The organism is Lysobacter sp. A421, from assembly GCF_054052145.1.
Window position 1 is genome coordinate 79,889 of record NZ_JBSVRL010000006.1, and the last position, 24,805, is coordinate 104,693.

Sequence of the window (24,805 nt, forward strand, 5' to 3'; positions counted from 1 at the left end):
CCGCAGCCATCGCAACTTCTGCGACGTGTGCACGGCACACTGTCGGCCTTGGGAGGACTGCGTCATGGAACAAGGGATCTATCTGCTGCTGGGTGCCGTGCTGACCTGGGCGTTCTACTTCGCCCGGCGCCGGGTCGAGCGGCGCAACACGGTTGACGCGATAGAACGCAACCAGAAGCTGCTGACCCTGAAGCAGGGCCTGGAGGGAGCCAATACCAGCCTGGATGAGCTGCGCCGGTTCGAGAGCCAGCTGATCGGCAAGGCCGAGGCCGCGGTCCGCATGGCCGACCGCTACGTCAGCCAGGTCGAGCTGGTCGCGCGGGAACGTGATGACCAGTCGCTGGACGAAGAGGCGATGAACCTGCGCGCGATCAGCTCTTTCCAGCAGGCCGACGCCCACCTGGACCAGTTGGTCGTGCGCCTGCGCGCCGAGCTGGATGGCCATGGCCTGGCGGCCTTCGAGGCGGTGCACCTGGGGTGGCTGGGGTATCGCGAGCGGTATGCGCGCTTCATTGCCGAGACCTATTCAGGCGGCGCCATCCAGCCGCTGATCCATGCCGTCACCCTGGAAAGCATCACCGTTGCATGGATCACCGAGCTGGAGACCCAACTGGGCGACGGAGATCTCGACGAGGACGTGCTCGACGAGGGCGTGTCGGGCTGACGCCGCGCCTAGGCGTTGCAGCGAAAAGCACTGCAGCGACAATAACGGGCTCCCTGATAATGTCGGTTCCCAAACCAGGTGATGAGGGCAGGCAATGGATATTACGGCGCAGGAAGTCGTCGAGTTCTGGCGTGATGCGGGACCGGAACTGTGGTTCAAGGGCGGTGCCAGGTTTGATGTCAGCTGCCGCGAACGCCTGCTGGATGCGCACATGGCAGCATCGCGGGGCGAACTGGAAAGCTGGGGCGAGTCGGCCGACAGTGCACTGGCGCTGGTGCTGCTGTTGGACCAGATACCCCGCAACGTATTTCGCGGGAGCGCGCACGTTTATGCGACCGACCCGATGGCGCGAGCGGTCGCCGAGCGCGCCATCGGCCGCGGCTTCGATGTCCAGGTGGAGGCGTCGCTACGGACGTTCTTCTACCTGCCGTTCGTGCATTCCGAGGCGATGCTCGACCAGCAGCGGGCGCTTGAGCTTTACCAGTCGATGGATCAACCCGATGCCGACAAGTGGGCCGTGCACCACCATGGCGTCGTCGAGCGTTTTGGCCACTTCCCGCATCGCAACCATCTGCTGGGGCGGGCAACCACGCCGACCGAGCAAGCCTGGCTGGATGAGGGCGGGTTCAGTGGCTGATTAACCAACCGCACCCCGGGGCATGACACGCATGTCCGGGGTGGTTGCCGGGCCGATCAGTAGGTCGGCACGCTGGAGTCGACTTGCTCGCTCCACGCGGCGATGCCACCTTCGACGTTGGACAGGCGGGTAAAGCCCAAGCTGCGGAAGTGCTCGGCAGCTTGTGCACTACGGCCGCCGGAGTGGCAGAGGAACGCGATCGCGGTGTCCTTGGGCAATGCTTCCAATTCGGTCCTGGCGTCCCCGTCAAGAGTCTTGAACGGCACCTTGATGGACGCTTTTTCGCGCTCATCGGCAGGGCGTACGTCCACCACCATCAGCTCACCGGCTGCCACCTTGGCCGCCGTGTCGTTGACGCTGATCGAGTTGACCTTCGGCGGTGCGTTCGGGTTTTCGATCACCAGCCCGCGGCCGCGCGCATCGTCGGCCCAGTCGATCGTCAGCCCGTGTGCGCGCTGGGCGCTGGCCAGGTCGAACTGCACCCGCAGGCCTTCGGCTTCGCTGGTGATCGCGGCGGCGTCCACCGGTGCCAACTGCAGCTTGGCGTTGAAGCGGGTATCGATCTCGACCTGCAGCGCATAGCCGTCACCGGCGTTGGCCACCGCCTCGCCCAGCATTTTTGCAGCCGCCGGGGTGATGGTGACCGGTGGCGGGGTGCGGTCGGGAGCGGGAACGCCCAGCGCGGTGTACAACTCGCCGGAGTTGGCGATCTGCTCGATGATGTCGCTACCGCCGATCAACTCGCCGCCGATGTACAGCTGCGGGATCGTCGGCCACTGGCCGTACTGCTTGATGCCTTCGCGGATATCCGGGTCCGACAGCACGTCGACATGCTGGTATGCAACGCCGGTGGCCCCCAAGGCGCCGACCGCCTTGGCCGAGAAGCCGCACTGGGGCGCGTTCGGCTCACCTTTCATGAACAGGACGACGTTATTGGTGGAAAGCAGTTGTTCGATGCGCGAACGCAGGGCGGGGTCGAGGGACATGGCAGGTTTCCGTAATGCGGGTGGAGGTGTCAGGCAATCGTGCAAGTGTACCGAGGCGCGCCTGACGCTGGCATGATCCAGATCAGTTCCGCCCAAGTCATGTCCGTCCAGATCATGTCCATTGCCCGCCTGCACCGCGTTCCGCGCCACCCCCATGCCTGCTGGGTCGCCCTGCTGCTGTCACAGTTGCTGGTCGCCGCAGCCTGGTGGCAGTGGGGTTGGAAGGTCGGGTTGCCGCTGATGCTGGCCAGCCACCTGCCGTTCCTGTGGGGCACGTTGAAGGCCGACTCGGCGCTGTTCAGCCCGGTGCTGTCGCGATTGCCGACCCGGCAGAACCTGGTATGGCTGACGATTGACGACGGCCCATCCGACGATACCGCTGCGTTGCTGGAACTGCTGGACCGGCATGGCGCGAAGGCAACCTTCTTTGTCGTCGGTGAGCGCGCGCAGGCGCGACCGGAGCTGGTGCGCGAGATCGTGCGGCGCGGCCATGGGCTGGGCAACCACAGTCAGGGCCATCCGCAGGCGGTTTTCTGGGCACTCGGTCCGGCGCGGATGCGCGCCCAGGTGGCGCAGGCGCAAGTGGTGCTGACCCAAATCAGTGGTGTCACGCCGCGCTGGTTCCGTGCCGTGGTCGGGATGGCCAACCCGTTTGCCGCCGCCGCGCTGCGCGATCAGGGTCTGGCCCGGGTGGCCTGGAGCGCACGTGGCTACGACGCCGTCATGGCCGACCCGGGGAAGGTGGTGGCACGGATCGAGCGTGACCTCGCTCCCGGCGCGATCGTGTTGATGCACGAAGGCGCGCCGCACGGCCGCAACGTGGAGACGATCGAGCTGTTGCTGCAGCGGCTGGACACGTTGGGCTATCGGACCGTGTTGCCGGAAACGCTGGAAGCCGGTTTGCGCTAGGGGAGGTCTGAACAATTGTCGTCATCCCCGCGTCCGACTGGACTTCCCGCGGTCGAAGGCGGGGATCCATGGACCCTAAGCCGCTGGTGGGCAACGTCCTTGGACTCCCGCCTTCGCGGGAGTGACGATGAAAAGCGAGTTGATCAGAGCTTCCCTAGGGGTGCCGGCCGGGGACATCAGCCTCCGGCACCAGCATCAACCAGGCTTTATCGCCACCACCAGCCAGTTGTTGAACGGCGTGTTGCCATACAGCGGCGTGAACCGCGAGCGCAGGCCCGCCGCATCGAAACGCTCACGCAACGTGGCTTCGTCGGGGTAACGGCGTGGAGCGGTATTCATCCAGCCCACCAGCCTCGAGAACACGTCGACCGCATGGGTGAAGCGGGCGCGCATGCTGCCGTCGTCCAGTCCGGTCCGGATCACCAGCCGGGCGCCGGGAGTGAGCATCGCGATGGTCGCATCGAGGGTGCGATGCTGTGCGTCGGGCGCGAGGAACTGCAGCACATCGAGGATCGCGACACTGCCGCGATGGTCGGGCAGCCCGCGTGCAAGATCGATGCAATCGAAGGCGACATCCATCAGGGCCTGCCGTTGCGCTGCGCCGCTGGCGCGTGCGATCTTGCCCGCGTCGTTGTCGACCCCGCGATAGCCCAGCGCCAGGCCGTCCTCGCGCAGCGCATGTGCCAGCAAACCCAGGCCGCAACCCAGGTCCAGCAATGGCTGGGTGCTGCCGCGCAAGGCCGCACAGACGCCGGGATAAAGCGGGTCGCTGCCCAGCTTGCCGCGGCTGTAGTAATAGTCCCAACGGTTGCCGTCGCCACCTGGCCCGAATGCGCTGGCGATGCGTCGGGCGCGCTCCCGGGGCAGCGGACCCACGGTCGGCTCCATCAGCGGCGGTCGGGGTGGTCGCCGGACCGGGGGCCCGACACGCCGTCGAAGTCCGTCGTGTCGACACCGTCGCCCAGCAGTTCACGCGCCACCGGAAACGCCTGCGCGGCCCATCGCTGGTACATCGGCGCCGATGGATGCAGGCCGTCGTCGACCAGCATCGAGACCTCACCGCCATGCGTACGGCTGACCGGGGTAATGTCGACAAACGCGACCCCATGGCGTGTGCACAGTTCGGCGGCGACCGCGTTGTAGGCATCCAGCTGTTCGGCAATCAGGGCGCCGACGCGGCCTTGTGCGATCGCGAACGGCGTCACCCCCCAATCCGGGATCGACAACACCAGCACCCGGTCGGCGCGTCCGTCCACCAGTGCGATCGCACGCCGCAGCAAGTCGTGGAACTCGCCGCGGTACTCGGCCACGCTGCGTTCGCGGTACTGGTTGTTGACCCCGATCAGCAGGCTGACGAAGTCCCAACAGCCCAGTGGCTCCTCCAGATCCATGGCGCTCGACAGCTCATCGGTGGTCCAGCCGGTGGTGGCGATCACGCGTGGCGCGGCGATATCAATGCCAGCATCGCGCAGCTGTTCGGCCAGCACCACCGGCCAGCGATCGGTCTCGGCCACGCCTTCGCCGATTGTGTAGCTGTCACCGAGGGCGAGATAGCGCAGCTGGCTCATGTCAGGCCACCGCGACCCGCGTTGGCAGGGTTGTGATGGCTGGCGCCGGGTGGTCGGCCGCGGACGGGTTCGCCCGCGCCGCGATCCTCCCCAGCACCCGCTCGATGCGGCGGAACACCTCGGCCAGCTGCTCGGGCTGCGGCAGCAGGGTGACCCGGAAATGGTTGCGGTAGGGCACGTTGAAGCTGGAGCCCGGCACGACCAGGACGTCTTCGGTCTCCAGTAATTCCAGCGCGAAGGCGTGGTCGTCGAAGCCGGCGATGCCGGTCACGGCCGGGAACGCGTACAGCGCGGCGGCAGGGGTGACCAGTTCCAGGTAATGGCTGGCGGCGACCGCCTCGATCACCACCCGGCGCGCTTCGTGCAGCCGGCCACCCGGAGCGCACAGTTCGCTGATGGTGTCCTCGCCTTGCAGGGCCGCCTCGATGGCGAACTGCCCGGGGACGTTCGAGCACAAGCGCAACGCGCCCAGCAGGTCCATCGCGTGGTGGAAGTCCGCGCTCAACGCCGGATCGCCCGACAGCACCGCCCAGCCCACCCGCCAGCCGCAGGCGCGATGCACCTTGGACAACCCGCCGAATGACAGGCACGGCAGGTTGCCCGCCAGCGGCGCGATCGGCTCGAACCTGGCGTCGTCGTAGACAATCGAGTCGTAGATCTCGTCGCACATCAGCAACAGGCCATGACGCGCGGCGATATCGACCAGCTGCAGCAGCAACTCGCGCGGGTAGCTCGCCCCGGTCGGGTTGTTCGGGTTGATCAACACGATCGCGCGGGTGCGCTCCGATACCAGTGATTCGATTTCCACCGGGTCGGGCAGGAAGGCATTCTCCGGCGCGCAGCGGTAGTACACCGGACGACCGTCGTTGAGGATCGTCGCGGCCGACCACAACGGGTAATCGGGCGATGGCAGCAGCACCTCGTCGCCGGGGTTGAGCAGGGCGCGCAGCGACAGGTCGATCAGCTCGCTGACGCCGTTGCCGATGAACACCCGCTCCGCCGCCACGCTGGGCGTGCCACGTTGCCGGTGGAATTCCGCAATCGCCTCGCGTGCCGCCGGCAGGCCTTGCTGATGGGTATAGGGGTCGGTATCGGCAATACGTCCGGCAATCGCACGTTGCAGGTGCGGCGGGGCGCGGAAGCCGAACGCACCGGGGTTGCCGATATTGAGCTTGATCAGGGTGCGGCCCTGCGACTCCAGTTCACGTGCCCGGCGGGCGAGCTCGCCGCGGATCTCATATCGGACTTCAGACAGGCGGGCACGGGTTTTCAGCTGGGACGGAGGCATCGCGGTCAGGCTGGATAAGGATGTTCCGCCAGACTATCCGATTCCCGCAGGGTTTCGCAGTGACCGGGTTTGCCCCGGCCATCGCAGCTGCGTCATCGCCGCGTCTCCCAAGCGGTCCTGGCGCGCAGACGGGCAGGACATATAGGTAAAATCGCCCCATGCGCCGATTCCAGCACTTTCCGTGACTCCCGAGCTCGCCCTGCAGGCGATCGGCTGGCCCCTCGATGACGACGGCCTGCCGGCGGTCGCCGAATGGCGCGAGCTGATGGCGCAGTTTCCGCAAGCCCGCCCGGCGCGCGTGGTCGAGCAGCATCGCAGCGGCTATGTCGTCGCTGACGGGCCAGACCACAGTTTCCCGGTGGAGTCGTTGCCCGAGTGGCAACGCGCGCCGAGCTACAAGCAGGGCATGACCCCGACCGAGCAGCGCGCCGGCGTGGGTGACTGGGTGCTGGTGCTCGACGCGATCGAGAAAGACCAGATCGTCGCCCTGCTGCCGCGGCGCACCGCGATCAAGCGCGGCGCCGCCGGTGAGCATTACAAGCAGCAGTTGATCGCGGCCAACATCGACACCGTGTTCGTGGTCTGCGGGCTGGACGCGGACTTCAACCCGCGCCGGATCGAGCGCTACCTGCTGCTGGTCAGCGGCAGTGGCGCCGAACCGGTCGTGGTGCTGACCAAGGCCGATGAAGCGGACGATATTCCCGGCTCACTGGCCGCGTTGATTGAGCTGGCCGCGCAGGATGTCGCGGTGCGCGCCGTCAATGCCCGCGACCCCGACAGCGTCGCATCCCTCAACCCATGGTTGCGGCCGGGCACCACCGCGGTGTTGGTGGGCAGCTCCGGTGCGGGCAAGTCCACCCTGACCAACACCCTGGTCGGCAGCGAGCGCATGAAGACCGGCGCGGTGCGTGAAAGCGACGAGCGCGGCCGCCACACCACCACCCACCGCGCGCTGATTCCGTTGTCGACCGGCGCCTGCCTGATCGATACCCCCGGCATGCGCGAGTTGAAGCCAACCGGGGAGGAGGTTGTCGCCGAGAACTTCGGCGATATCGAAGCGCTGGCAGAGCGCTGCAAGTTCCGCGATTGCAAACACGACCAGGAGCCGGGCTGTGCGATCCGCGCGGCCATCGAGGCCGGCAAGCTGGACCCGCGCCGTTTCACCAACTACCTCAAGTTGGAAGAGGAAGTTGCCGGCGCCGCGGAAAAGCTGGCAGCACGTCGCGCGCAGAACGTCGCGGCCACCCCGGCTGCCACGGCAACGGGAAAGAATGCGGCCGCCAAGCCTGCGGGAAAGTCGCCCGGGAAACCCCCCGGAAAACCCCCGCGGCAACGGCCCCAGGTCGACGACGACTATGGCGAAGACTGACCCCGACATCGCCCACCACACCGCGCTGGACGCGCGCATGGTGCAGGCGGCGCGCGGGATCAAGGTGCTGACCCTTGCCAGCTGGCCGGCCGCAACCGCGAGCACGTTTCTCGCCGACCACGCCCGCGGCGTCACCCGGTTGCCGCAGGTCGCCTATCCCCGCCACGACTTCAGCGAAGCCCGCACCGAGTTGGCCGCGATCGCGCGCGAAGCCGATGCCAGCCACCCGCTGGGCCAGTACCTGATCGACGCCACTTCCAGCTGGGAAACCGCGGCCCGGCTGTGCGAGGCGCTTGGGACCCCGGCAGTCACCGAGCTGTCGCAACAGCTCTACGGCAGCGTTGATGCACCATTGCCAGGTAACGGACCAAGCGCGCGCGTGGCGGCGCGGCATTTCATCGAGATCGCGGACCAGTTCGACCGCGAACTCGTCTCGCCCGCCGAGCAGGTCGAGATTTCCGCCACCGCCCTGCAACTGCAATTGCAGGGCGACCTGGACGACTACTTCAACGACCGCATGATCGAGGTCGTGCTGGATCCTGACCTGATCGCCAAGGCCGCCGCCGGTGCGACCCGGATCCGCCTGCGCACCGGCGCGGCTTTCACCGATTACGATCGCCACCAGCTGTTGCAGCACGAAGCCTTCGTCCACTCGCTCAGCGCGCTCAACGGCCGCGAGCAACCAGTGCTGGGTAGCCTGGCGTTGTCCTCGCCACGTGCAACCGCGACCCAGGAAGGGCTGGCGACCTTTGCCGAGCAGATCACCGGCGCCATCGATATCAGCCGGATGAAGCGCCTGAGCCTGCGTATCGAGGCCATCGCGCAAGCGCTGGAAGGTGCGGATTTCATCGAGGTATTCCGCTTCTTCCTCGACAGCGGTCAAACCCCGCAGGAAAGCTTCGCATCAGCCCAGCGCGTGTTCCGTGGTGTGCCGACCACCGGCGGTCACGCCTTCACCAAGGACACCGTCTACCTGCGCGGCCTGATCGGCGTCCACACGTTCTTCCGCTGGGCCCTGCGGCGACGCCAGCTGCGCCTGTGCCGCTGGCTGTTCGCCGGCAAGATGACATTGGGCGACGTGCAACGGCTGGCGCCACTGTTCGAGTCCGGCGTGCTGCTGCCACCGCGCTGGCTGCCGACCTGGGTCGCCCGCGCCAACGGCCTGGCCGGCATGCTCGCGTTCTCGCTGTTCGCCAACCAGATCCGGCTGGACACGATCGACGACACGGACTTTGCGGATATCTGAGGATGAAGCTGTGACAGCCGGCGGGCAGTGCTTATTGCCCGTCGTCAGCCACCAAGGCAGGTGATTCGGTCTCGGCAGAGTCGCTTTCCGGTCCGTCCTGGATCTCGCCGATAATCGACTTGAACAGGCTGATGAACTCCTCCGCCGCTTTCGACGGTCGCCGGTCCTCAAGAAAGACGCAGTCCACGTTGAACCGGATCGGCGGTGCAAACGGGCGGAAAGAAACATCGTCCTGCACCGTGGCGCGGGCGGTGAACTCGTCGACCACCGTCATCCCCGCGCCATGGCGGGTCAGTGCAGCAGCGGTATAGAAGGTCTGGTTCGACACGACTTCGCGGATGGCCACGTTGCTACGCCGCAACTCGCTGGCGAGTGCATCACCGACCGGCCCGCTGGCGGTCAGCCCGACCACCTCGCGTCCATGCATCAGCGACAGGGGAACCGATTCACCCACGTCGGGGACATCGTCGTTCTGGAAAAGCAGCATCATCTGCGCGGTTTTCAGCAGACGTCGCTTCATGCGCGGGTGCAGTGGCGGCGCGTAGGCGATCGCGATGTCGCAGGTACGCTCATAGAGCGCCTGGAACAGTTCGTCGTGGTGCAGGGTCTGCACGTCGAACGTGATTTCCGGATGCATACGGCGAAAACGGGCGACCGCCAATGGCGCGACATGCAAACCCAGAGACGGCACCACGCCAAGACGGATGTGGCCACCGCCGATATTCTTGATATTGCTGATGGTCTTCTGCAGCGATCCCAGGCGCTCGAATATCTCGTTGACTTCCACGAACAGCGCATGCGCTTCGTCCGTGGCAACCAGGCGGCCGCGCACCAGCGTGAACAGCTGCAACCCGAGCTTGGACTGCGTGTGGTGCAGCACCTTGCTCACCGAAGGCTGGGATACATGCAGTGCACGCGCAGCGGCACTGATCGAGCCGGTCGTATAGACGGCGTGGAACACTTCAATTTGACGAAGGCGCATCCCCTGATCTTAGGGCAGCCAGATCAAACATGACAAAACATGCCCAAAGCGACCACGCGGCGCAGATGCCGGTGGCGCGCCCGGCTACTTCTCCAGCAGCGCTTGCATTGCCCGCTCGCCGGCACCCATCGCCAGCGTCCAGCCCAACATGCCGTGACCGACGTTGACCACGAGGTTGGGTTGAATCCGCTGGATGATCGGCACCGAGCTGGGCGTCATCGGACGCAGACCCGCCCACGTACTGTCGACCGCGTCGTACTGGGCGGCGGCAGGAAGGGATTCACGGGCCATCGCCACCAGATGCTCCGCCCTGCGTGGGTCGACGGCCGCGCTGCGATTGCCGACCTCGGCCAGGCCCGCCACGCGCAACTTGTCACCCAGCCGACAGAACACCAGCTTGCGATCGATGTCGGTGATGCTGACCCGCGGCGCCATGGTTCCCGGCGTGGCCGTGAACGAGTAACCCTTCACCGGCAGCAGCGGCAGTCGCATGCCCATGTCCCGCGCAAGCGCCACAGCATCCACGCCAGCGCAGGACACCAGCTTGCGCGACCGCAGTCGCCGGCCGTCGCGCGCTTCCAGGTAGACACCCTCCGGCGTGGTCGCGAGCTTCGCCACGTCGAAGTTGAAGCACGCCGTCACCCCGTAATCGGCCACCAGCAACGCCAGCAAGCCCACGCAGAATCGCTGCGGATCACCTGCCTCCTCCGCCGGCGAATGCACCACGCCGACCAGGCCGGACGCGCCTGCCAATGCCGGCTCGATGTCGATCGCCTGCTGCGGGCTGAGGATACTTTGCTCTACGCCGTGCTTCTGCTTGGTCGCCACCATGGCGGCGGCGGCGTCCAGCGCGCCAGCGTCACGGAAAAGGTGCATCTTGCCCGGAGTGGTGTGCTCGAAGGCGATGTCATGGCGCTGCAGCAGGTCGTCCATTGCCGCGCGCGACTGTGCCGCCAGATCGAGTACGGCAAGCGTGTTCGCGCGGAATTTTGCAGGCGTGGCATTGCCGAGGAAGGCGATGCCCCAGCGCAGGAAGTCCGGATCCAGCGACCAGCGCATCGACAACGCCTGGTCCATGCCCAAGGCAATCGATGGCAGCTTGCTCCAAAGCGATGGGCTGGCCATCGACTCGGTATAGGCGTAGCTGAGTTGGGCGCCGTTGGCGAAGGACGCACCCATCGCCGGGCCGGACGCGCGATCGACGATGCGCACCGACAGACCGCGGCGGGCCGCTGCGTACGCGGTTGCCATGCCGACCACGCCAGCGCCCACGATGGTGACGTCGACGAGGGCGTCATCGACGTCGCTGCATGCGCTCGCCGGAGTCTCAGGCCCATCCGGGGCGGAGCGGGGCGGTTTGACGGTGCTGGCCATCAGTGCGTTACCGCTTTGCCCACGCCTTCACGCCGAGGGTCGGCGGCCCATTCGAGTACGCCATCGCGGTAGAACACCCCATGCAGGCCGGAATCCTCGCCGGAACCCGAGAGTATCGTCACTCCACGCTGCGAAAGCGCGTCCAGCACGGCCTCCGGAAAACGGGACGCCTCACCGTTGAAGCGGCTGCCACGTGCCACCAGGTTCGGCAGGTCCACCGCGTCCTGCAGTGGCATGTCCCAATAGACCAGGCCGACCAGCGCCTTGCCAATATAGGCCGGGATGGCAGACCCGCCGGGCGAGCCCAGGGCGCCGACAAAGCGTCCGTCGCGGTCGAGAATGATGATCGGCGTCATCGAGGACCGCGGGCGCTTGCCGCCGGCGATCGCATTGGCGGCACCGTCGTCGCCAGCGCCGCTGGACCAGGAGAAATCCGTCAGCTCGTTGTTCAGGAAAAACCCGTCAACCATGCGGCCAGACCCGAAAAACGACTCAATCGTGGTGGTGACCGAGGCAGCATTGCCCCATTGGTCGATCACGACAAAGTGGCTGGTGCCGCCGGGCTCGTCGGTACGGTCGGGTCCGCGCGCACCCGCGCCGGGTGGCTGCCCATGTTGGGGGGCCGGGCCTGCCGTGTTCCCGATCAACCCGCGGCGCTGGTCGACGTAGGCCGGGTCGAGCAGGCCATCGACGGGGACGTCGTCAAAGGCCGGATCGCCGACATAGTGGTCACGATCGGCGTACATGATGCGGCTGGCTTCGGCGAACAGGAACCATGACTGCGGGTCTTCGGGACCGCGCTGGTCGATGTCGGTCTCGTCCAGCAATGCCATGAGCTGCAGCAGCCCCACGCCACTGGTCGGCGGACGCGGCACGCAGATGATGTAGGCGCGCAGGGGGCGGCACAGCGGCTCGGTCTTTTCCGCTGTGTAATCCGCCATGTCCTGCATGCTGAGCTGCCCGGGACGCGGCAGTTGATGGGTGCGCGCAACAATGGCGCTGGCAAGCTCACCGCTATAGAACGCCTGCTCGTTGCCCTGCGCGATCTTGCGCAGGGTCTCGGCATAGTCGGGGTTACGCAGCAGGTCGCCGGTCCCCTTCAATTGGCCATCGGGGGTGGAGAAAAATTGGCGCACGTCCGGCGCGGACGCCTGCGGGAACGTGCCCTGGATGTGTTCCTCAAGCCGGGGGGTGATGACGAAACCCTGCTCGGCCTGCTGGATGGTTTCCGTGAACAACTCTTCCCACGCCAGCTTCCCGTGCTCGCGCTGGGCCTGTGAGAAAACCGCAACGGTACCGGGAACGCCCGTGGAGCCACCCGAAAGCATCGCGTCACCGCGCGGCAGTGGCTGGTGGTTTTCGTCCTCGAACAAAGTGCCGTCGGCCAGTGCAGGCGCGGCTTCGCGGCCGATGTAACTGGTCACCGCCTGGCTGCGCGCATCGTAGGCCATGATGATGGCGCCGCCGCCAATGCCGGAACTCTGCGGCTCCACCAGACCAAGCATCATCTGGACGGCAACGGCGGCGTCCATGGCGGTTCCGCCGCGGCGCAGCACCGCCGTTCCCGCATCCACGGCAAGCGGGTGGGCGGCGACCACCACGCCTGCGGTCTTGCCCTCGCCAGCGTCGGTCCCGGGGTCGCGGGGCAATGCGAGGCAACCGACCAGCAGCGTCGTGCCGACCAGTGCAAGCAGTGCGCGGGCAGGCCGGTTGAAGCAGGCGGCGAAATCGGGACGGCGGGCGGCTACGCCGTTGGCGGCAGAACGGGATTTGCTCATGGGCAAATCGTAGCCGCACAGCTGAATGGGCGCCCCTCACATTCAATGGCACGCGGATAGCTGTCAGTTATGGGTGTGGGCGGCCGCCCTATTCAAGGAAGTTCATGAAGCCGGTGATGATCAGGGCGTTAGTGAAGTCGATGAAGAACGCGCCCACCAGCGGCGCGACCAGGAAGGCGCGCGGCGCCACCCCGTAGCGCTCCACCAGCGTTTTCATCACCGCCATCGCGTTGGCGGTGGTGCCGAGCATGAAGCCGATGAAGCCGCCGCTCATCACCGCCGCGTCGTAGTCCTTGCCCATGGCGCGGAACACGACCACGCAGAACGCAGCCACGATGGCGACCTGGATAACCAGGTTGAGGGCCAGCGGCATGGCCATTCCGGCCAATTCCCACAGCTTCAGGTTCATCAGTGCCACGGCCAGGAACAGGGCGAGGCAGATGTTGCCGATCAGGTCGGTGGTGCGCACCGACAGGCCGATCCAGCCCGTCGCGTCGTCGAGGTTTCGCACCGCCGCGCCCACCAGCATCGCGCCGATGTAGGCCGGCAGAGTCAGACCCAGTGCCTCAAAACCCCGACCGATCCAGACCCCCAGCCACATCGCCACGAGGATGAAGATGATGCTCTTGAGTGCGCTGAACTCGCGTTGTGCGTCGCTCAGCTCCGGATCCACGCTCAGCTCGGTCACATCCGGCACTTCCGTCGGATGGCCGCCGGGAGTCTTCAAACGCCAGCGACGGATCATCACGGTCGCCACCGGACCACCGACCAGGCCACCGCAGACGATGCCGGCCATCGCCGAGGTGATCGCAATCGATTCCGCGCCGACCAGACCGGCCTCCTCGAACAATGGCGCGAACGCCAGTCCGGTCGCGGGACCGCCGGCCAACGTGGCCGATCCCACCAACACCCCGAACAGCGGATGCAGGTCGAACATCGCCGCCACGCCCAGACCAACCAGGTTCTGCACGACGACAAACCCCGTCGCCAGTCCCAGGAAAATCGCCACCTGGCGCCCGCTGATGCGTAGCAGTGCGAAGCTCGCGTTGATGCCCAGCGTGGTGAAAAACGCGACCATCAGCGGTGTCTGCAGCGACGTGTCCAGTTCAAACAGCGTGGTGCCTTGCCCATGGAAGAACATCACGATCAGCGCAACCACCAAGCCACCCACCACCGGCTCTGGAAGGTTGTAGCGCCGGAATACCGGAATGGCGCGACACAGCGCGTATCCACCCATGAGTGCCAAGCCGCCCAGGGCGACGGTTTCCACCGCGTCAAGTCGAAGCAATTGATTTCTTCCCGTGTTCTCGAAAGGTGATCAGGCGTTTATCCAGTGTCATGGACAAGTGCCAATGGTTGGCACGTGGTGACGCCCTCTCAAAACAGAGCAATGGGACTCGACCATAGGTCAGTGGGGCGGCTGACGTAATTGATAAAACACGGCCCTTCCATAGCCATGCGTTATGGGCTGTGTGCATGCGATCAGGGCGCGGGCGTCAGCCGGCCGTCGGCCTGGATCACCTGGTCGGCGTCGCCCGACGGGACCAGTTGCACGCGTGACCGGATCGGGACGCCGTCATAGCTGGGGATGTCGTGGGTCAGGCGCCGGAAGATCCATGGCGGTACATCTTCGGCGACCCGCAGCCTCGTGACGGCCGCGTCCTCGTGCCGCAGCAGCTCGGCCAACGCCGGCGAGAACACCGCCTGCAGCTCGCCGACGTGGCGCACCTGCCGCATCACGTTGATCCCGTGCCAGAGCGACAGCACGGCCAGCACCACCACCAATCCACGGCCCCAGCGCGCCAGTCGCGGCCAGACGCAGGCGACCAGCCCGGCGGCGAACGCGGCGAAGCCATAGCCGTACTGGTTGCTGGCACCGGCGAGCACCAGCACCGGGCCCAGCGCGGCGGCGCCACCGGCGAGCAGGGCGACGGCCCAGCGCCAGCCGACCCGCCACAACGCGGCCAACAGCGCCAGCATCAGCACGCAGGAGACGATGAAACGCGTGTTGCCGAACCCCCGTGAGAGCGTCGTCTGGGCTTCGAACACGCTGATCTGCGGCAGGAAAGCGTAGTACTCGAGCCAGCGCTGCGGGATGTTCGCCAGCGACCAGGCATAGGCGTCCGGCCCGTCGACACCGGCCAACATGGAGAACCGCAGCAGCAGGTAGGCCAGCGCCGGCACCACCGACCCCGCGAACGCCCAGCGCCAGCCCCCTCTCGTGCGGTCTAGCAACCACGCCACGGCCAGCAGCGCGGTGATCGAGAGCGCGGCCTCCTTCGCCAGCAGCGCGACCGCGGTCAGCACGGCGGTGGCGATCGCGATGCGCCATCCCGGCCAGCGCGAGGTCGCGACCCACGCCACCAGCAAGCCGCAGCCCACCCAGAGCAGGTCGCCGATCGTGCCGACCCAGCCGTGCACATACATCGCGTAGGGCCCCAGCGCGAACATCAGCGCCGCCAACGCGGCCCGTCGCGGCAAAACCTCCAGCCGGACCAACAGGCCGGTCAGCAAGGCGGCATTGAGCGCCCCGGCAGCTGCGATTACGGCATGGAATGCCTGCGGCTGGTCGAACAGGTGGTGCGACAGCCAAAGCCACAGGTTGAAGGTCAGCGGACGGTACTGGAACACCACCAGGTCGAACCAGCCGACCCACGGCAGCGTCGCGCCGGGCGCAACGTTCGCCGCCGCCGCCCATTGCAGCTCGTCATGGCTGAAGTAGCCGGGGTTGGAAACCAGCGGCCACTGCACCAGCACCGTCAGCGCGGCCACCAGCAGCATCCAACCGCCGGCCTTCAGCCGGTCCCGCGTCCATTCCTGCATGCCTGTCCCCATTGAAATGTGCCCCGATTCTCGGTCAATCGCGCTGCCGTTGCCACGAACGGTAGAATCGAGTGTCCTTCCAGCCGTGCCCTCCCGTTAATGTCCAATACCGACGATTTCAAGCAAGCCGCCCTCGACTACCACAGCCAGCACCCGCCCGGGAAGATCAAGGTCACCCCGACCAAGGCGATGGTGACCCAGCGTGACCTGGCGCTGGCGTACTCGCCCGGGGTGGCCTATGCCTGCGAGGCGATCGTCGACGACCCCAATACCGCCCGCGACTACACCGCGCGCGGCAACCTGGTGGCGGTGATCACCAACGGCACCGCGGTGCTGGGCCTGGGCGACATCGGCCCGCTGGCTGGTAAACCGGTAATGGAAGGCAAGGGCATCCTGTTCCAGAAATTTGCCGGCATCGACGTGTTCGACATCGAGCTGGACGAGCGCGACCCCGACAAGCTGGTCGACATCATCGCGGCGATGGAGCCGACCTTCGGCGGCATCAACCTGGAGGACATCAAGGCGCCGGAGTGCTTCATCGTCGAGCGCAAGCTGCGCGAGCGGATGAAGATCCCGGTCTTCCATGACGACCAGCACGGCACCGCGATCATCGTCGGCGCGGCGGTGTTCAACGCCCTGGAAGTGGTCGGCAAGAAAATCGAGGACGTCCGCATCGCCACCACCGGCGTCGGCGCGGCGGGCATCGCCTGCCTGGACATGCTGGTCGCGATGGGCGCACGGCGCGAAAACATCTTCGCCTTCGACCGCGATGGCGTGCTCTACAGCGACCGTCCCGGCCTGGATCCGGAGAAGGCGCGTTACGCCCGCGACACCGACAAGCGCGAGCTGGCCGAGATCGTCGCTGGCGCGGACGTGTTCCTGGGATTGTCCGCCGGCGGCATCCTGAAGCCGGAAATGGTCGTGACCATGGCCGAGCAGCCGATCATCCTGGCGCTGGCCAACCCGTACCCCGAGATCCTGCCCGACGCCGCCAAGGCTGTGCGCCCCGACGCAATCCTCGCCACCGGCCGCTCCGACTACCCCAACCAGGTCAACAACGCGGTCTGCTTCCCGTACATCTTCCGCGGCGCGCTGGATGTGGGCGCGACGGTGATCAACGAGGAAATGAAGCTCGCCTGCGTGCATGCGATCGCCCAGCTGGCGCGGATGGAAGCCGGCGACCTGGCTTCGGCCTACGGTGGCGACGTGCCGACCTTCGGCCCGGAATACCTGATCCCGCGCCCGTTCGACCCGCGCCTGATGGTGATGGTGTCGTCCGCCGTGGCGCGTGCGGCGATGGCGTCCGGCGTGGCCACCCGCCCGATCGAGGACATGGCGGCCTACGAGGAGAAGCTCGGCCAGTTTGTCCACCGCACCGGCCTGCTGATGAAGCCGGTCTACGACCGCGCCCGCAGCGACCGCAAGCGCGTGGTCTATGCCGAAGGTGAGGAAGAAGTCGTACTGCGCGCGGTGCAGACGGTGATCGACGAGGGCCTGGCCACGCCGATCCTGGTCGGCCGCCCGGAAGTGATCCAGACCCGGATCGACCGGCTCGGACTGCGCATGCGACAGGGCGTGGATTTCGAGCTGACCAACATTCACGACGACCCACGCTTCCACGACTATTGGCAGCAGTACCACGCCCTGACCGAGCGCCGCGGCGTCACCATCGAGGCGGCCAAGAGCCTGATCCGCTCGCGTCCGAGCCTGATCGCGGCCTTGATGGTGGAGCGGGGCGAGGCAGACGCGATGATCTGCGGCATCGTCGGGCGCTTCCACAAGAAGCTTGGCTACCTGCGCAGCATCTTCGACTTCGATCGCGGCATTGCCGGCACCGCCGCGATGACCGGGGTGATCAACGACGCCGGCGCGTGGTTCTTCCTCGACACCCACGTCCAGCTTGACCCCAGCGCCGAGCAGATCGCCGAGGCAACCCTGCAGGCGACCTACCGGCTGAAGCTGTTCGGGGTGGAGCCGAAGGTGGCGCTGCTGTCGCATTCCAACTACGGCAGCCACGACAACCCGTCGGCGGCGAAGATGCGCAAGGTGCGCGAGCTGCTCAAGGCACGCCAGCCCAAACTCGAGGTCGACGGCGAGATGATGGGCGACACCGCGTGGAACGAGGCGTTGCGCAAGCGCATCTTCCCCAACACCACCCTGAGCGGACGCGCGAACCTGTTCGTGCTGCCCAACCTGGACGCGGCCAACATCACCTACAACATGTTCCGGGTCGCCACCGACGGCGTGGCGATTGGCCCGATCCTGATGGGGTTGGACAAACCGGCCCACATCCTGACCTCGGATGCGACGTCACGCCGGGTGATCAACATGACCGCGATTGCGGCGGTCGACGCCCAGATCCGCGCCAGCCGTGGCGGATAGGTAGGCGCGCCGCCATCGCGGCGGCGCGGTAGAATGACGGCATAGATCCCACTTGATTACGAGGCGCGGCCAAGGGGTCGCGAGGCGCATGACCCAGACCTACGAGAGCCCGCTCAACGAGCTGCTGCAGAACGATCCGGACCCCACCGAGACCAAGGAGTGGGTCGAGTCGGTCGAGGCGGTAATCCAGCGCGACGGTACCGACCGCGCGCACCAGTTGCTGGAGCGCATGGTCGAAGTCTCGCGCCGCGCCGGTGCGCACCTGCCGTTTGACCCGACCACCGAGTACATCAACACCATCCCGACCCAACTGGAGGCCAAGAGCCCCGGTGATGCGGCGATGGAGTGGAAAATCCGCTCGATCATCCGCTGGAACGCAATGGCGATGGTGGTGCGGGCCAACCGCAAGCCCGGCGACCTGGGCGGCCACATCGCCACCTTCGGCTCCTCGGCGACGCTGTATGACGTCGGTTTCAACCACTTCTGGCGCGCGCCGAGCGAAGACCATCCGGGTGACCTGCTGTTCATCCAGGGCCACGGCTCGCCGGGCATCTACGCGCGCTCGTTCCTGGAAGGCCGCTTCAGTGAAGACCAGCTCGACAACTTCCGCATGGAAGTCGACGGCCGCGGCATCAGCTCCTATCCGCACCCGTGGCTGATGCCGGACTACTGGCAGACCCCGACCGTGTCGATGGGCTTGGGCCCGATCAGCGCGATCTACCAGGCGCGCAACTTCAAGTACCTGGAAGGCCGCGGCCTGATGCCGAAGACCGACCGCAAGGTCTGGTGCTTCCTCGGCGACGGCGAGACCGACGAGCCCGAATCGCTCGGCGCGATCTCGGTCGCCGGACGCGAGGGCCTGGACAATCTGGTGTTTGTCGTCAACTGCAACCTGCAGCGCCTGGACGGCCCGGTGCGCGGCAACGGCAAGATCATCCAGGAGCTGGAAGGCAACTTCCGCGGCGCCGGATGGAACGTCATCAAGAACATCTGGGGCAGCTACTGGGACCCGTTGCTGGCCCGCGATACCAGCGGCAAGTTGCGCCAGCTGATGATGGAAACCGTCGACGGCGAATACCAGAACTGCAAGGCCTTCGGCGGCGCGTACACCCGCGAGCATTTCTTCGGCAAATACCCGGAGACCGCACAGCTGGTCGCCAACCTCAGCGACGAGGACGTCTGGCGCCTCAACCGCGGCGGCCACGACCCGCACAAGGTCTACGCCTCCTACCACCAGGCAGTGAACACCAAAGACATGCCGACGGTGATCCTGGCCAAGACGGTCAAGGGTTACGGCATGGGTGCGGCGGGCGAGGCGCTCAACCCGACCCACGGCACCAAGAAGATGGACGACGAGGACGTGCGCGCGTTCCGCGACCGTTTCAGCATCCCGGTGACCGACGACCAGCTCAAGGACGGCGCGGTGCCGTTCTACCACCCCGGCAAGGACTCGCCGGAGATCGAATACCTGCTTGAGCGCCGCAAGTCCCTCGGCGGCTTCCTCCCGCAGCGCCGCCGCAAGGCCACAAAGCAGTTTGAAGTGCCGCCGCTGGCGACCTACGAGCGTCTGCTCAAGTCCACTGGCGAGCGCGAGATCAGCACCACGATGGCATTCGTGCAGATGCTCAACATCTCGTTGCGCGACAAGCAGGTCGGCCCGCGGCTGGTGCCGATCGTCGCCGACGAGGCGCGCACCTTCGGCATGGAAGGCCTGTTCCGCCAGATCGGCATCTACGCCCCGTTCGGTCAGAAGTACAAGCCGGTCGACCGCGACCAGCTGATGTACTACCGCGAGGACACCGCCGGGCAGGTACTGCAGGAAGGCATCACCGAAGCCGGGGCGTTCGCCTCCTGGCTCGCCTGCGCTACCAGCTACAGCAGCAACGACCTCGCCCTGCTGCCGTTCTACATCTACTACTCGATGTTTGGTTTCCAGCGCGTCGGCGACGCCGCCTGGCAGGCCGGCGACATGCGCGCGCGTGGCTTCCTGCTCGGTGCCACCGCCGGCCGCACCACCCTCAACGGCGAAGGCCTGCAGCACGAGGACGGCCACAGCATGGTGCAGGCCGGGCTGATCCCGAACTGCCGCAGCTACGACCCGACCTTCAGCTATGAAGTGGTGACCATCATCCAGCACGGCATGCAGCGCATGCTCGCCGAGCAGCATGACGAGTACTACTACGTCACCCTGATGAACGAGAACTACGTCCACCCCGACATGCCCGAGGGCAGCGCCGAAGGGATCATCAAGGGCATGTACCTGTTCCGCGACGCCGGCAAGCCGAAGAAGGACCAGCTGCGCGTGCAACTGCTGGGTAGCGGCACCATCCTGCGCGAAGTCATCGCCGCAGCCGAATTGCTGGAGAAGGACTTCGGCGTGATTGCCGATATCTGGTCCTGCCCCAGCTTCAACGAGCTCGCCCGCGACGGTGCCGACGTCGAACGCGAAAACCGCTTCCACCCCGAAGCCAAGACCCCGCGCAAGGCCCACATCACCGCCCTGCTGGATGGCCGCCAGGGCCCGGCGATCGCCGCCACCGACTACATCCGCACCTACGCCGAACAGGTTCGCGCCTACGTCCCGATGCATTACACGGTATTGGGCACCGACGGCTTCGGCCGCAGCGACACCCGCGCCAACCTGCGTCGCCACTTCGAAGTCGACCGCAACTACGTCGCCCACGCCGCGATCGCCGCGTTGGCAGCGGAAGGGAAGATGACCGCGAAGGATGTTGCAAGGGCGATCAAGACGTACAAGATCGATGCGGAGAAGCCGAACCCGTTGGGGGTTTGAGGCGGATCATGAAAAATAGAGAAGGCTGCCATTGGCCGCCTTCTCTATTTGGTGCTGTGAGTGGCTGTTATCGACCCTAAGCAGACGGGTAGTCGGGCGACCACGCGAAACTAACCCAACGTTGAGAACTGGTCGCGAGCTTCAGGACCGGATCTCGCGGTACGTTTCGTTCAGCATCGTCGATCCCTTGTCCGCGTATGTCTGGCAAATTGTTTCCGCTAGCTCCCTTTGGCCTGCGCGCGCGATCGTTTTGACACATGAAACGATGTCTTCCTCGTCATAGGTCGGCACGAACCGGTCCAAGGCTGCCAAGAAGATCTCTCCGATCGGGCGGGGATGGGTGGGAGCAATTCGCGCAAAGTCCTTAACCATATGGGGCGCGTGGTGCGCGTCGTCCGCATAGGGCGCAGCTTGCTTCCACGCGTTGGAGATCTGGTCGTCGAGGTCAGTTAACGCTGACGCCAGCAGATTCAGATTCGACAATGCGACCGCGTGGCTCGCCTCATTGCCGACAATCCGCGCTGAGGCTGCTAGCCAAAGATCGCGCACCCGGGCTCGTGCCTCGTCACCCAGATCGCCATGGAGGGTCCAGACAAACCAGCACAGCTGTGAAATGACCTCGGGCCGGAGCTCGCGTAGGATTTCCTGCATGAGGTCGGCGCCTTCCCCCTCCAGCGGCTCACGTCCGCCTAAGTACGCGAGCACGATGAACTGCAAGGCCTTTTCGCTAACGGAATCCGGCAATTCCTCGTCTGCCAACATGCGTGCCAAGTGGCCGCCGCCCCTAAGTCGCTGATAGAGCCAGTCGTAGCTGTAACGCTGATAGGCAAAGCCTTGAGCCGCGCAGGACCACGCCTCGTCGTTTGTGGTCGAGAAGAGGCGATCGAAGTTCTCATCGACCCAGGTGGGCGCCAAGTAGTGCAGGTTCGCGATATAGGTGCCGGCGTGGGCGGCGAAGTCCGCGTTTCTGCCTGCCTCGCTCGACGCCAATTCGCGGTCAAAGAGGTCGGAGACCTGCTCCCATCCGATCGCCGGCGATGTGGCGTCCGAGGCTGAGCGGCTCGCGTGCAGAAGCAAACGAATGACCAGTTCGATCGCGCGCCCGCGAGGATTGTTGATCGCTCGAGATACGGCGTCATTGGCATGATCAGTCGGCTTGGGCGGCAACGCTTCAATTACCGTTTTAGCAATCCGTAGAGCCGGGGGCAACAGGTCGCGGGGGATCGCGCGGTCGCCGTCGGAAATGCCTACGCTGATCAGGTCCAAAATTTCGCCGGTGACCCATCGCGTGCCCGGCTCATCGCTTCCCGCGTCGTCGCTGACCTCGGCCTGGAAGAACCCAGGATTGGCCATGACCTCGGACGCGAACGCCAGACTTGCAGCCCAATCAATAGATTTCTTGTCACGCCACCGGTCAGCCAGACCCTTGATCACGCCGTACTGGTAAACCGGCAGCATCTCTACAAACGGGCCCAGCCGCGTGGCGAACGCCTCCTCGTCGGTGCGCACCAGCTCCGACAGTGTGTTCGCCAGCCCTCGCCGCGTCGGCTGATCCCATCCGTTGCTGGGCTCGAACTCGCGTAGGAATCCGAGCAACTGCGCAGCCGTCATTTCACGCAGTTCGGCAAGCTCGATCGGACTTTCGTCGCCCACCCAACCAGCCGAGCTGTAAACGTGAAAGTCGACGTGCTCCCGCGACACGCCGTGCTCGGCGATCAGGCGGGCGTAGCGCTCGTCGACGTCTCGATCGCTAAGCCCCTGCGCTGGATGGAGCAGGTCGATACGATGACGGGCGTCGAACTCCTCACTCCGACTCTCATCTGCCCAGTCGCCGCGAAAGCCTTCGACCTCATCCAGGTACCGCTGGCGCTGCAGCCTGGTAAACCTGCTGAAGCCCTTACGCAGATACCAGTACACCTCGTGCCAGTAGACGGTGTCGCAGAACCACGAAGGTCGAAACTCAGTCCAGAACAGGTCGCCCACGTCGCCGAAGCGTTCGCCACACAAGTGGATCCCGATTCGCACAAGCGTGGGATGCGATTCCTGCAGAAGCGTCTCGACCAGTCGCCGCCCGGACGAGGGATCTACCGCTAGACAGCCGAGCGAGGCGTCTCGGACAGCGTCGATGAGGGTGTTCTGAAGATCGTCGTGGTGGCGGTCCTGCTCGTGATCCTCAATTGCGGACCGGCGCCAGTTCGAGCGTGCGTCCTCCTCGGGCGTACCGATTGTCGTCTTCAGCGACTCATACAGCGCCAAGACAGCGTCTTCGCCGAACCGCTGCCCGATTTCATTCGCTGAGGCGTGAAGTGTTTCGCGGATCCAATAGTCGCCGGTCACGGCCCCGCGACGCCCTCGACTCCCGCTGTCCGCCCTTGCGGCAGTCAATAGCGCAATAAGATCGAGTGTGATCACGCGCTCCTTCGGGCTACCGCTTGCCAAGAGCCGAGGCAGAAGCTCCAGCCCGATCGTTCGCACGATCATGTCGGCATTGAAGTTGCCGCCTAGCCACGTCCGCACCAGTCGTGCGTCGTCATCCCTTAAGGCGTCGATCTCCACACGGGAGAACGTCTGGGCCAAATTCCAGTTCGTGATCCAGTTATCGATGCCCCTTTGCTCGGCATCGTCGGTGACGGCCCTGACGACGCTCATCACCTTTTCGGCTTGCGGCCCCGTGACATGACTCGCGATTCGCTCCAGATAGGCACCTGGTGGCCATTTGGGTGCTACATACGTGGTCGGCCCGCTCGTGCATTCCTCGGGCGTAGGCGGCGAATTACCTGCCGGGTTAAGAAGGCCCTCGTCGTACAAGTCATCTAACCAGATGGGGCTGGTAATCCTGTTGAAAAAGTACGGTTGCAGGCCGGGTTGACGTAGGACGAGCCGAATTGCCGAGCTGCGTCTTGCGGCACTGTCTTCCTCTTCGATCTGACGATCCAAGTAAGTCTGCTTCTCGATCGTGCTGGCATCCCGCACATCGATCTGAGGCTGCCATTCCCTGAGGACGTTTCGAAGCTCACCCCATCCGTTCTCGTCGATCGGGTACTTGATGACGCCTACGTTGCACTGCTTCTCGAAGTAACTCTCGATGAAGCGCGTTTGCGCGGCCTCGCTGGAACGGTAGGGATAGAGGATGTAGTGGGGAAGGCGAGTAGAGTTGCTTTTGCTCGAGGCACCCGCCCGGATCACGTATTCAAGAATCTCCAGCTCAGCGAGGCCGTACCCTACGAACAGTACCGTCCATTTGCTGAAAACCTCTTGCAGGAATGCAACGACACGAGGATTGCTGTAGTGCGAGATGTACTGGCGTAGCGAGATGACCATCGACCGCGGCTCGGTGCACCGACCGTGGAGGTGAAACACGGCTCCGCGGTCAAATAGGAGGTCGGTATTGAACTGGTCTGGTCCGACGACGAGCCTTCGCTGGCGGGGTGCTACGGGTTCACTGGGTGCGCCGGCGCCCTTGGAGAGAGACGGCGGAGGGGCATGGTCAAACCACTTGTCGTAGTTCGTGGTGATGAAAACCGGATTGAGCGCCGAGAGGAGACGATACGTCTCCAACCCGAGGTCCTTGCCGCCCTTGGGATGGAGAATCTCCTCGTAGCCCAGATCGACATTGGCACCCTCCGCCAAGTCCATCGCGATCGACAACCGTCGCCTTGGATCCTGGATCGCGCGTAGCTGTTCGACCTCGAGGAACGACAGCTTTGCCGGCTCTTCTACGGCGTCGATCACTGCGTTGGCGAAGCCCTCCCAAGTGGGGCTCCCGCATAGCACGGACACGCCCGCGCCAACAAAGACCACAAGCTCGCCATGCTTTGCGGCAACACGAATGGCTTCGGGTACTAGATACTTGGGTTCGGTCACCGCGATCTCGCGATAGTTGGTGCTTGGATCAGGATTTTGGCACAGATAGTTTAATCGCCTGACGCTAGATGTCCGCTTCTGGCCGAAAGCAGACCTACGCACCACACGAATATCGAGTCCAGTCGAGGTAGGAGTTTTGGG

At 65.4% G+C, this 24,805-nt stretch carries 17 protein-coding genes; 7 read left to right on the forward strand and 10 right to left on the reverse strand.

Annotated features, from left to right (window positions below; genetic code table 11):
- Positions 1-64: 64 nt before the first annotated feature.
- Both ACW7G6_RS14250 and ACW7G6_RS14255 read left to right on the forward strand, forming a co-directional pair.
- Entirely contained in the window at positions 65-664 is a 600-nt protein-coding gene (locus tag ACW7G6_RS14250; RefSeq protein ID WP_456980456.1) for a lysozyme inhibitor LprI family protein, read from the forward strand.
- Positions 665-758: 94 nt separating this feature from the next.
- Positions 759-1,301 carry a DUF924 family protein gene (locus ACW7G6_RS14255; RefSeq protein ID WP_456980457.1) on the forward strand — a complete coding sequence of 181 codons (543 nt, stop codon included), beginning with the start codon at positions 759-761 and terminating at the stop codon, positions 1,299-1,301.
- A 56-nt stretch (positions 1,302-1,357) separates the two neighbouring features.
- Here the strand turns inward: ACW7G6_RS14255 and grxD are convergent, their stop codons facing one another.
- Complete coding sequence (grxD, locus tag ACW7G6_RS14260) at positions 1,358-2,287, reverse strand: Grx4 family monothiol glutaredoxin (protein ID WP_456998573.1); 930 nt, start codon at positions 2,285-2,287, stop codon at positions 1,358-1,360.
- 99 nt (positions 2,288-2,386) lie between these two features.
- On the opposite strand from grxD, the gene ACW7G6_RS14265 reads away from it, so the two are divergent.
- Entirely contained in the window at positions 2,387-3,196 is an 810-nt protein-coding gene (locus ACW7G6_RS14265; RefSeq protein WP_456998574.1) for a polysaccharide deacetylase family protein, read from the forward strand.
- 195 nt (positions 3,197-3,391) lie between these two features.
- Here the strand turns inward: ACW7G6_RS14265 and ACW7G6_RS14270 are convergent, their stop codons facing one another.
- Genes ACW7G6_RS14270 through ACW7G6_RS14280 form a run of 3 tightly spaced genes read right to left on the reverse strand, consistent with a single transcriptional unit; the run spans position 3,392 to position 6,052 of the window.
- Positions 3,392-4,063: a methyltransferase domain-containing protein gene (locus tag ACW7G6_RS14270; protein WP_456998590.1), complete on the reverse strand. Its 672-nt coding sequence runs from the start codon at positions 4,061-4,063 to the stop codon at positions 3,392-3,394.
- A gap of 20 nt (positions 4,064-4,083) precedes the next feature.
- Entirely contained in the window at positions 4,084-4,764 is a 681-nt protein-coding gene (locus tag ACW7G6_RS14275; RefSeq protein ID WP_456998575.1) for an SGNH/GDSL hydrolase family protein, read from the reverse strand.
- Position 4,765: 1 nt separating this feature from the next.
- On the reverse strand, positions 4,766-6,052 hold the full coding sequence (locus tag ACW7G6_RS14280; RefSeq protein ID WP_456998576.1) for an aminotransferase class I/II-fold pyridoxal phosphate-dependent enzyme: 1,287 nt from the start codon (positions 6,050-6,052) through the stop codon (positions 4,766-4,768).
- Positions 6,053-6,218: 166 nt separating this feature from the next.
- On the opposite strand from ACW7G6_RS14280, the gene rsgA reads away from it, so the two are divergent.
- Together rsgA and ACW7G6_RS14290 are read left to right on the forward strand one after the other, a co-directional pair.
- A complete protein-coding gene (gene rsgA, locus ACW7G6_RS14285; RefSeq protein ID WP_456998591.1) occupies positions 6,219-7,421 on the forward strand; it encodes a ribosome small subunit-dependent GTPase A in 1,203 nt (400 codons plus the stop codon).
- Positions 7,408-8,667 carry a flavohemoglobin expression-modulating QEGLA motif protein gene (locus ACW7G6_RS14290; RefSeq protein ID WP_456980464.1) on the forward strand — a complete coding sequence of 420 codons (1,260 nt, stop codon included), beginning with the start codon at positions 7,408-7,410 and terminating at the stop codon, positions 8,665-8,667. The genes rsgA and ACW7G6_RS14290 overlap by 14 nt, the downstream gene beginning before the upstream one ends.
- Positions 8,668-8,698: 31 nt before the next feature.
- On the opposite strand, the gene ACW7G6_RS14295 is transcribed toward ACW7G6_RS14290, so the two are convergent.
- The 5 genes from ACW7G6_RS14295 to ACW7G6_RS14315 all read right to left on the reverse strand — a co-directional run bounded on the left by ACW7G6_RS14295 (position 8,699) and on the right by ACW7G6_RS14315 (position 15,624).
- A complete protein-coding gene (locus ACW7G6_RS14295) occupies positions 8,699-9,649 on the reverse strand; it encodes a LysR family transcriptional regulator (protein ID WP_456980465.1) in 951 nt (316 codons plus the stop codon).
- Positions 9,650-9,733: 84 nt separating this feature from the next.
- On the reverse strand, positions 9,734-11,023 hold the full coding sequence (locus tag ACW7G6_RS14300) for an FAD-dependent oxidoreductase (RefSeq protein ID WP_456998577.1): 1,290 nt from the start codon (positions 11,021-11,023) through the stop codon (positions 9,734-9,736).
- On the reverse strand, positions 11,023-12,801 hold the full coding sequence (locus ACW7G6_RS14305; protein WP_456998578.1) for a gamma-glutamyltransferase family protein: 1,779 nt from the start codon (positions 12,799-12,801) through the stop codon (positions 11,023-11,025). The genes ACW7G6_RS14300 and ACW7G6_RS14305 overlap by 1 nt, the downstream gene beginning before the upstream one ends.
- Before the next feature lie 88 nt (positions 12,802-12,889).
- Complete coding sequence (gene gltS, locus ACW7G6_RS14310; RefSeq protein WP_456998579.1) at positions 12,890-14,089, reverse strand: sodium/glutamate symporter; 1,200 nt, start codon at positions 14,087-14,089, stop codon at positions 12,890-12,892.
- 194 nt (positions 14,090-14,283) lie between these two features.
- Positions 14,284-15,624: a hypothetical protein gene (locus ACW7G6_RS14315; RefSeq protein ID WP_456998580.1), complete on the reverse strand. Its 1,341-nt coding sequence runs from the start codon at positions 15,622-15,624 to the stop codon at positions 14,284-14,286.
- A 99-nt stretch (positions 15,625-15,723) separates the two neighbouring features.
- Between ACW7G6_RS14315 and ACW7G6_RS14320 the strand changes: the two genes are divergently transcribed.
- Together ACW7G6_RS14320 and aceE are read left to right on the forward strand one after the other, a co-directional pair.
- A complete protein-coding gene (locus ACW7G6_RS14320; protein WP_456998581.1) occupies positions 15,724-18,006 on the forward strand; it encodes an NADP-dependent malic enzyme in 2,283 nt (760 codons plus the stop codon).
- A gap of 88 nt (positions 18,007-18,094) precedes the next feature.
- Complete coding sequence (gene aceE / locus ACW7G6_RS14325) at positions 18,095-20,800, forward strand: pyruvate dehydrogenase (acetyl-transferring), homodimeric type (RefSeq protein WP_456998582.1); 2,706 nt, start codon at positions 18,095-18,097, stop codon at positions 20,798-20,800.
- Positions 20,801-20,941: 141 nt separating this feature from the next.
- Here aceE and ACW7G6_RS14330 read toward each other — a convergent pair whose 3' ends face one another.
- Positions 20,942-24,664 (reverse strand): SIR2 family protein, encoded by a 3,723-nt coding sequence (locus ACW7G6_RS14330; RefSeq protein WP_456998583.1) that lies wholly within the window; start codon positions 24,662-24,664, stop codon positions 20,942-20,944.
- Between the last annotated feature and the right edge of the window lie 141 nt (positions 24,665-24,805).